This is a genomic window from uncultured Gimesia sp. (assembly GCF_937919775.1).
In the GTDB taxonomy this organism is placed as follows: Bacteria; Planctomycetota; Planctomycetia; order Planctomycetales; family Planctomycetaceae; genus Gimesia.
The window spans coordinates 1-7,541 of sequence record NZ_CALFPF010000679.1; the positions used below are offsets into that span (position 1 = coordinate 1).

At 50.2% G+C, this 7,541-nt stretch carries 3 protein-coding genes and 1 pseudogene; all 4 read right to left on the reverse strand.

Annotated elements, in window-relative coordinates; genetic code table 11:
• Positions 1 to 908: 908 nt before the first annotated feature.
• Complete coding sequence (locus tag Q0294_RS19290) at positions 909 to 1,535, reverse strand: hypothetical protein (protein WP_299468714.1); 627 nt, start codon at positions 1,533 to 1,535, stop codon at positions 909 to 911.
• Between the two features lie 294 nt (positions 1,536 to 1,829).
• On the reverse strand, positions 1,830 to 4,514 hold the full coding sequence (locus Q0294_RS19295) for an arylsulfatase (RefSeq protein WP_299468716.1): 2,685 nt from the start codon (positions 4,512 to 4,514) through the stop codon (positions 1,830 to 1,832).
• Between the two features lie 1,061 nt (positions 4,515 to 5,575).
• Positions 5,576 to 7,249: a hypothetical protein gene (locus Q0294_RS19300; protein WP_299468718.1), complete on the reverse strand. Its 1,674-nt coding sequence runs from the start codon at positions 7,247 to 7,249 to the stop codon at positions 5,576 to 5,578.
• Positions 7,249 to 7,541, reverse strand: a pseudogene (locus Q0294_RS19305) (RNA polymerase subunit sigma-70); the annotation flags it as partial. The gene Q0294_RS19300 and the pseudogene Q0294_RS19305, both read right to left, overlap by 1 nt.

Here is a 7,541-nt window from a genome sequence, read left to right on the forward strand (position 1 = left end):
GTTTGAATATTTGTCAATAAGTTATAAATACACTACTTCAGTGACTTTACGTTCTTTTTCGGTAATTTGCTACACTCACCGGTGAATATGGTGTCCCGCAGACTTTTCAAACTTTGCTCTTAAAAGCAGAAAAAAAACGCTTTGAGGAGCGTTTTCCGCTCTGTCTAATTCATCACAATTCAGTGCTGACTCTTTCGGAGACAACTGGGAATGTTTTTGCCCAGAGCTGGTTCCGAATTGAAGATTTAATACTGCATTTTGCGTCAAAAATGGTTTCTGCCAAATCGAAATCTCCTGACTGGTCAACTTTGACATTTCTGAATTCTATCTAACAAAGTACTCAATATGTATAAAAGCTAAACCGAGTTGATTGGATTGGCTTGGCTTGTCACTTGTTTTGATGATGCTCAACGTATCGTCATGCCCTCGTGCTCGCGTCATTGAATGGAAAAAAATATTTAATTTCGAGACGGGTAGTCTCTTGTGCGCATGGCATATGTGACACCCGGACACGTTTTTCAATTCGTTCGTCGAATTGGAAAACGTGTCCGTGGTCTCTGTGTAATCCGCTGCATGTTGGGTGTGGTGAAAATTCGGCCGACAGCGGCGAGGGGTTCACTGCAGCGCCTTGTCAGGCCACCAGCCATATCATGCAAGAACCTGCGAGAAGCAGCAATGAGATGGCAGCCAGTCCAATTGCCAATCGTCTCGATTGCGGACGGAATATTGCGGAGAGGATCGAAGTAAGCAGGCTCGATATCAATCCGATCGCCACAATGAGCGATCCGATTGCAAAATTGCGAAGGCCTTGCCAGCTGTCTGTGGCCGGAGCCCAAAATGCGAAGCTGACTCCAAAGACAAAGATGCAAAGTGAGCAGATCGATATTCGCAGCAGAATCGGCACGGGGTTACTCTCTCTTCAGTCCTGAAGGTAACTCCTTGAGACGTTCAACGCTTATGATTTCATGATAGAACCAGGGCACGCCTGAATTCCTGCGGTACATCACACACTTGGATGGGTACTTCGCACCGTCATGTTCTTTCCATTCGCTAAAGCGATAGATATCGTTACGCCAGTCAATCCGATCCAGTTGAAAGTTTGTCTTGTCGAAATACATGTCGAGAGCCGGAGTCACACTGCCTGTCACACGCAGTCCAGCCAAAGATTTTCCGTTGTCTGTGAGATCGTCAATCAGTTCAATTTTTGACTTCGGATCGGTCAGGATTCCGAGCGTCCATGCCCAGACAGCAAATTTGGCTGGTTCGGTTGTGCGTTCTTTTTTACCAAGCCACCAGTAACGAGGTGGCTCAACAACAGAGACTCTGGGGGTACCTGGAGAGACGAGGGTCTTACCGGAATTAAACTGCTCTTTAAGACGAAACAGTTTCAGAAGTTTCTCTTCTCCGCCTCCAGCCAGAATGACTTTGCCGACAAAGTCTTTTGTTTTGGAATCTGTCTCATCTGCATGAATTATAGTCGAACCAATGCAGGATAAAATGAGCGAGAGTATACAAGGAAGAAAAATTTGTTTCACCAGTGAAGCCTTCAGTAACAGTCCGATAATTGTCAAACAAACAACCAGTCACAGCCCCGTGAATAATCAAGTAAATCACAAGGCAATAGCTTCTTTTCTGATCTTATGGCTCCGTAATGTGGTATCTTTTTAATTATCGATTATGAAAACAGAATCGGAAATAGTCCACGAAAAAGTTTAAAAAGCGATCACCCGTTGAATCGTGTGATCGCTTGAATGCTGTTACTCAGATCATTACGCCGTGCCGCCTTGAGCTTTTGAGGTCTAACCGATCAGCGCTTATCCAAAACAGCCTTATTCACGGCCCGCTTCTATCTTCTTCAAGCCTGCTTCGAGCTCCTTGATCTCTTCGGGCGACAATTGCGGCCGATCAATGGTGATCGTCAGTTTGTTGAACTTGGCAGTCAATGGAAACGGAGGCGTATAATCCGCATCGTTCACACCGGTGATCGTATCGGAGCCAATGTCGAAGCTCTCTTCCCATTGCAGGATGATCGGGATCGTTTTCTCCATCTGCTTCGTGACGACTACTTTACCATCCACCTTAAGCGTGCCGGTTCCACTTTTACCGATGCCAGAGAAGTTGTTGTAGGCCATCGTTCCCACGCCGCTACCGTCATATTTGAAGTCGAACTCCAGGATATGCCGTCCGGGTGTCAGTGCTTCGGGGGCTTCCCATTTAGGCCGTTCCAGATCTAGCAGATTCCAGAGGAATACCGGCTTGCCTTCCAGCAGGTAGAAGCCCCAGCCGGCAAATCGCCCCCCGGAGGTCACAATCATCCCCTCGGCACCCCCTTCAGGAACGGTGATGTCCGCAGTAATGGTGTAGGATGTGTCGAGCAGGTACGGCGCATCCCCCTGCGGCAGCCCGGTCATAGGGCGTGAATAAACCAACTTGTTGCGTCCTGCCGTGAGACTCGGACGTGCTGCTGCAACCCGGGCTCCCACCGAGGCGTTCAAAGGCAGGACCTGGTATTTTTGGGCCTCATCCAGAAACATGGCTCGCATTTCTTTGACTTTATCGGGATGTTCGGCGGCGATGTCGTTGGTCTGGTTCCAGTCAGTGTTCAGGTTGTAGAGCTGGAAGATCTGATTATTGAGCGGGTCCTGGTTCGCTGCAGAAAACGCCTGCCATGGCGCGCGATTGACTTTGGTACTCATGAACCAGCCGTCATGGTACATTGCCCACTGGCCCATCATCTCGAAGTACTGGGTTGTGTGTTGAGATGGTGCCTTGGCGTTCTTATTGTCAAAGGTATACGCAAAACTCGTGCCCTCGACTGGTCTCTGCTTGATACCATCGACATACTCGGGGGCAGAAATACCGGTCACTTCCAACAGCGTCGGAACATAGTCGATCACATGCACGAACTGTTCGCGCAAGCCCCCCTGGTCCTTGATCTGCTTTGGCCACGAGATCACCATGTTCTGGTTGATACCACCGAGCCGTGAGGCATTCTGCTTGAACCAGTCGAAGGGCGTGTCAAAGGCCCAGGACCAGCCGGCCGACATGTGGTTGTAGGCATATTCGGTTCCCCAGGCTTCATAATACTTCATCTGCACATCCACGGGCGGCGCGACACCATTGAAGAACGCGACCTCGCTGAACGTACCTTCCGGCCCTCCCTCGGCGCTGGTGCCGTTATCGCCGTTCTGGTAGATGACGATTGTATTCTCGAGCTTGCCCAGGTCCTCGAAGGCCTGGATCACGCGGCCCATCTCGTAGTCGTTGTAGGCCACGTAAGCGGCAAAGACTTCGACCTGGCGGATGAAAAGCTTTTGTGCTTCTGGCGTCAGTTCGTCCCAGGGTTTGAGAAATTCTTTCGGCCAAGGCGTCAGTACCAGATCACTGGGGATGACTCCGAGCCGTTTCTGGTTCGCAAAGATCCGCTCGCGCAATTTTTCGTAACCGTCGTCGAACAGGTGCATCTCGTGAATCTTGTCCACCCACTCTTTCTTCGGATGGTGCGGCGCGTGTGAGCAGCCGGGTACGTAATGCATAAAGACCGGCTGGCTGGGGTCGCTCTGGTGAATCCGCGTCATCCAGTCGATGGCGTCGTCAGCCATCGCGGTAATCAGGTTCCACTTGCTCTCTTTGCCGGTGACAGGCCAGATCTCCGCCTTCGGGTCCGATCGATCCATCTTTAAGGAACCCTCGTGACCAGTCCATGGATAGATCTGGGTTGTGTTGCGGAACAGGTTCGGCCCCCACTGATTAGCGTCGCCACCGACGAAGCCGTAGAAGTAGTCGAAGCCCATTCCGGTCGGCCACTGACTGAAGGGCCCCACCTGGCTGGCTTCATAAGTCGGCGTGTTATGGTCTTTGCCGAACCATGATGTCGCGTAGCCATTGTCTCGCAAGATGCGCCCGACGGTGGCATTATTCTCACCTATGACACTGTTATAACCGGGGAAGCCCGTGGCCTGTTCGGCGATCACTCCAAAGCCGACCGAATGGTGGTTGCGTCCGGTAATCATAGCGGCGCGTGTTGGCGAGCAGAGCGAGGTTGAGAAGACCCGGTTGTAGCGGAGTCCGGCTTTGGCGATGCGATCCATGGTTGGCGTGGGTATCACACCGCCGAACGTACTTGGCACGCCGAATCCCGCGTCGTCGGTCATGATCAGCAGAATATTGGGCGCCTCTTTCGGCGGTACGATACGTGGTGCCCACCACTCTTTCGATTGCAGAGCGTTGTCTTTGATCACGCCACCAAATTTGGGGGCAGGGGCGGGAAGCTGCTTGCCGTCAATCGTTGTCGTTGAACTGGGTGAACCAGGCTCTCCCGTGGTTTGAGGCGCGAATGAAGTCTCCGGTTCAGCGGCCGAGGCTTGTATGGTAACTTTTGAAGAGTTCTCAGTGGTCTGAGCTGCGACTGGCTGATCAATTCCCCGCGAACAGCCGGCAAGCAAACCAGACATGAAAAGAACCGAACAGACTAATAAAACTACATGATTCCACGCATCAGACAGCAATTTCATCTTGGAACTCCTGTAAGTCCAACATCACATGTTTCAAGGTCACAGGAAGCGGTAGAGATTGCTGACAGCGTTTTCTGATACGCGAAATCCAGCATGCCCACATCCTCAGATATCCGATCAGCTCAATCGAATTAACGATAGGGAGAACCAAATTTCCAGTTCCTATCTTACCCTGAAAAATAAAGATGACAATCGGATCAAGATTTATTTTCTATTAATTCTGTTCGGCGGAAGACACATATGCTAAATCTCTGCGAAGTCAGAAGTTTTCGGAAGATGAGCGCGGGTTGGATCTGAAACTGCAGTATCAGATGGCAGCGACTGGAGATTTATGAAACAAACACCAGGGCTGGCAGAATCATCGTACCCCAGGCTTGGGATGTCCCGGATGCCTGTTGCATTCATTTGCGTTTTCCAGCGGCAAAATTGCGAGACCATGTGAGAGACTGACAATCTGAAAGCAGAGAAGAACAACAGAAGGGTACCTGAAAAGGTACAAAATAAACTTACCCTTTTCGCAGGACACCTGACTGGGGTATCTCTCGTGTTTCGATCTCGCTGAGCAGTACATCCAACCGCTGGTTTCCGGTCAAAGATTTCGATGTGATATGAGTATCGCCTGCGTGATATCACTTGAGGTAGACCACGACCGAGAGGGATCACCTCGCACCAGGGTGATTACACGCCCAACGGGATCGGGACCGTGGCATCTTTAATATAGCGCAGCTGTAAAAAAAGGGACCTGAGTATCAACTCAGGCCCCTGCGGTTCAGGAACTGATGGCTAGCGATATGGATGACCTGAATCCGTTCAGAACAGATAGCCCGCTTGCTTAAAGTTGCCTGCTATTAAGTGATTGTCAAATCAACGCATTTTCTTACCGTCGAAAACGGAAAAAAATACAAGATTAGGGGAAACCGATTTTCTGCGGGAAATGCCGGGCAATTTCGGTGGTGAATAATACTGCTCTCAGCCACGGACAGACTGACATGCAGCTTTGAGTGGTGAGAGAGCAGTTTTTATAGACGCTGGTGGGGCTGCAAAAAAGAGCGAGTGCCGTCTTATTGCTTTTCAAGTACCAGTCTGGGGAGGTCAGAATTGACGACAGAGGACCAGGATGTGCCGATGCATAATTCATCAAAGAGGAAGTCCCCCTTGCGTGCCACTTGCATTCGTACCAGATCAAAGACATTCGAGTCCTGAAACGGGGTCGTGACACAGGACCAGACAGGAGGTTCCTGATCAGGAATGACTTCTGTTTCTGAAAAGGCCCGCATAAAAACCTGGTCCGGGGACTTTTCACTGGCGACAATTTTCACGACAAACAAATACGTTTTTCCTGTTTGCAGCGGCGGCGCTTTTTCAATGATCTGCATATCGGCCTGTAGAGTTGCGTAAGATTCAGAACTCATACCCATCAGGATATTGCGCGGATGGGCTGATACGGTTGAGGTCTGCAGAGAGAGACTGCCATATTGTTGATCGTCCACATCAGGACCACTGGCGATTTTCTGCATATAAAAGCTGAGGTAATAGATGGCGTTGGTATCCATGCGGATCGGTTTTTCCAAAGTTCGCCAGGCCGTACTTCCATTCCGGAGTTCAATCAGCCCGATCTGATTTTCCGCCAGTTTTGTTCTGGCCAGAGAGTTGCGGGGGTGGCTGTCGCCTGTGGCGAGTTCATCGCTGTCGCCCTTTTGCGTCCGCCAGGGGTTTTTCCAGCCAATGCCGGTATTTTGCCATTCAGAAAGCCGTTCCAGCTCACTGATAACCGGGGGATGAAAACTGTCGTAGACTCGTAACTCCTGCTGCAGCGCCTGTAATTTTTTCGAAGCGCCGGGAACTTCTCTGTTAAAGATGTCCGATTGCAGCGGAATGTCTTCAACGACATTCTCGTTGAGATGCCTGGCTTGTCCTTCCCGGACAATCAGCGATTCCGCAAACCGCTCGTGCTTCTGATTGGAATCAACCCGCACCGCCCCTTCGAACACATACAGATCTACTTGACCATCCTTGTCAATCTTCGCACCATATTCGGTTCCGATATCATGAAATGTCAGCTGAGGGGTGATCAAAGAAAATTCGGGCGTTGGTTCATAGCCGTGCAGAACCACCTTTCCATAATCAATACTTGCACAGCAACCCGTCACCAGTTTGATTTTTGTCGGCCCTTCGATAATCAGGCGAGCACCCGAATCAAAACGTAATTCGGCAACCCCCTGTTCCAGAATCAGGTCTTCTGTCAACAGTCTCTGCCCGGAGAATTCAGGCAGGGACTCTCCGCCCCAGATGCAATCGGTGGAACGGGTGAGAGTGGCTACATAAGGCAGTTCCGTTAACGTTTTCTCTGTGAGCGAATCGGGGGCCTGTCTCCTGAAGTAACCGCCTGCGATCATCCATTCCATCGTCAGCACAAGAATCAGAGTCGCAGCGGATACGAGGACATAATTAATGATGGGTATCCGTTTTCCCGAAGGAACATCTCTGAGGACCTGCGGCGCTGGTGCTGTTTCCCCAAGGGCACTCTCTTCCAGCGTCTTCAGACGCTCCGATATGTCAACCTGGACTCCGGAATTGATATCGGAGTACTCAAAGTAGTACTGGACCGCCTCGGGATGGGAGAATAGAAAACTTTGGAACTCCTCAAATTCCGAATCAGAGAATTCGCTGTCCTGGCTGTTTAACAGCCGGTTGAGAAATTGTTCAAACTGGGGAGGCAGATCCTGGATTGACATTATACTTGCTGCTCACTTTGGAGTTTGCGCGAGACACAATCCGCCAATTCACGCCTGAGGAATGAAAGACGGTTATAAAGCGTCTGCATGGCTTTGCCGGCTTCTTGCGCGATTTCCTTCACCGACTGGTTTTCAAAAATAGCATTCTGCAACAGCTGCTTATCCGTTGAATTTAAGATTTTGAAACACTCATGGAGATACTCCATTCGGATATTGTAAGTATTTAAATGCTGCTCTCGTTTCTGAGACATTGTTTCAATGAGCTCTTGATCGAAAAAATGCCGATCCTGCC

Coding starts and splice junctions, on each gene's coding strand:
- Q0294_RS19295 (WP_299468716.1), bottom strand. CDS start 4,514: ATGAAATTGCTGTCTGATGCGTGGAATCATGTAGTTTTATTAGTCTGT.
- Q0294_RS19300 (WP_299468718.1), bottom strand. CDS start 7,249: ATGTCAATCCAGGATCTGCCTCCCCAGTTTGAACAATTTCTCAACCGG.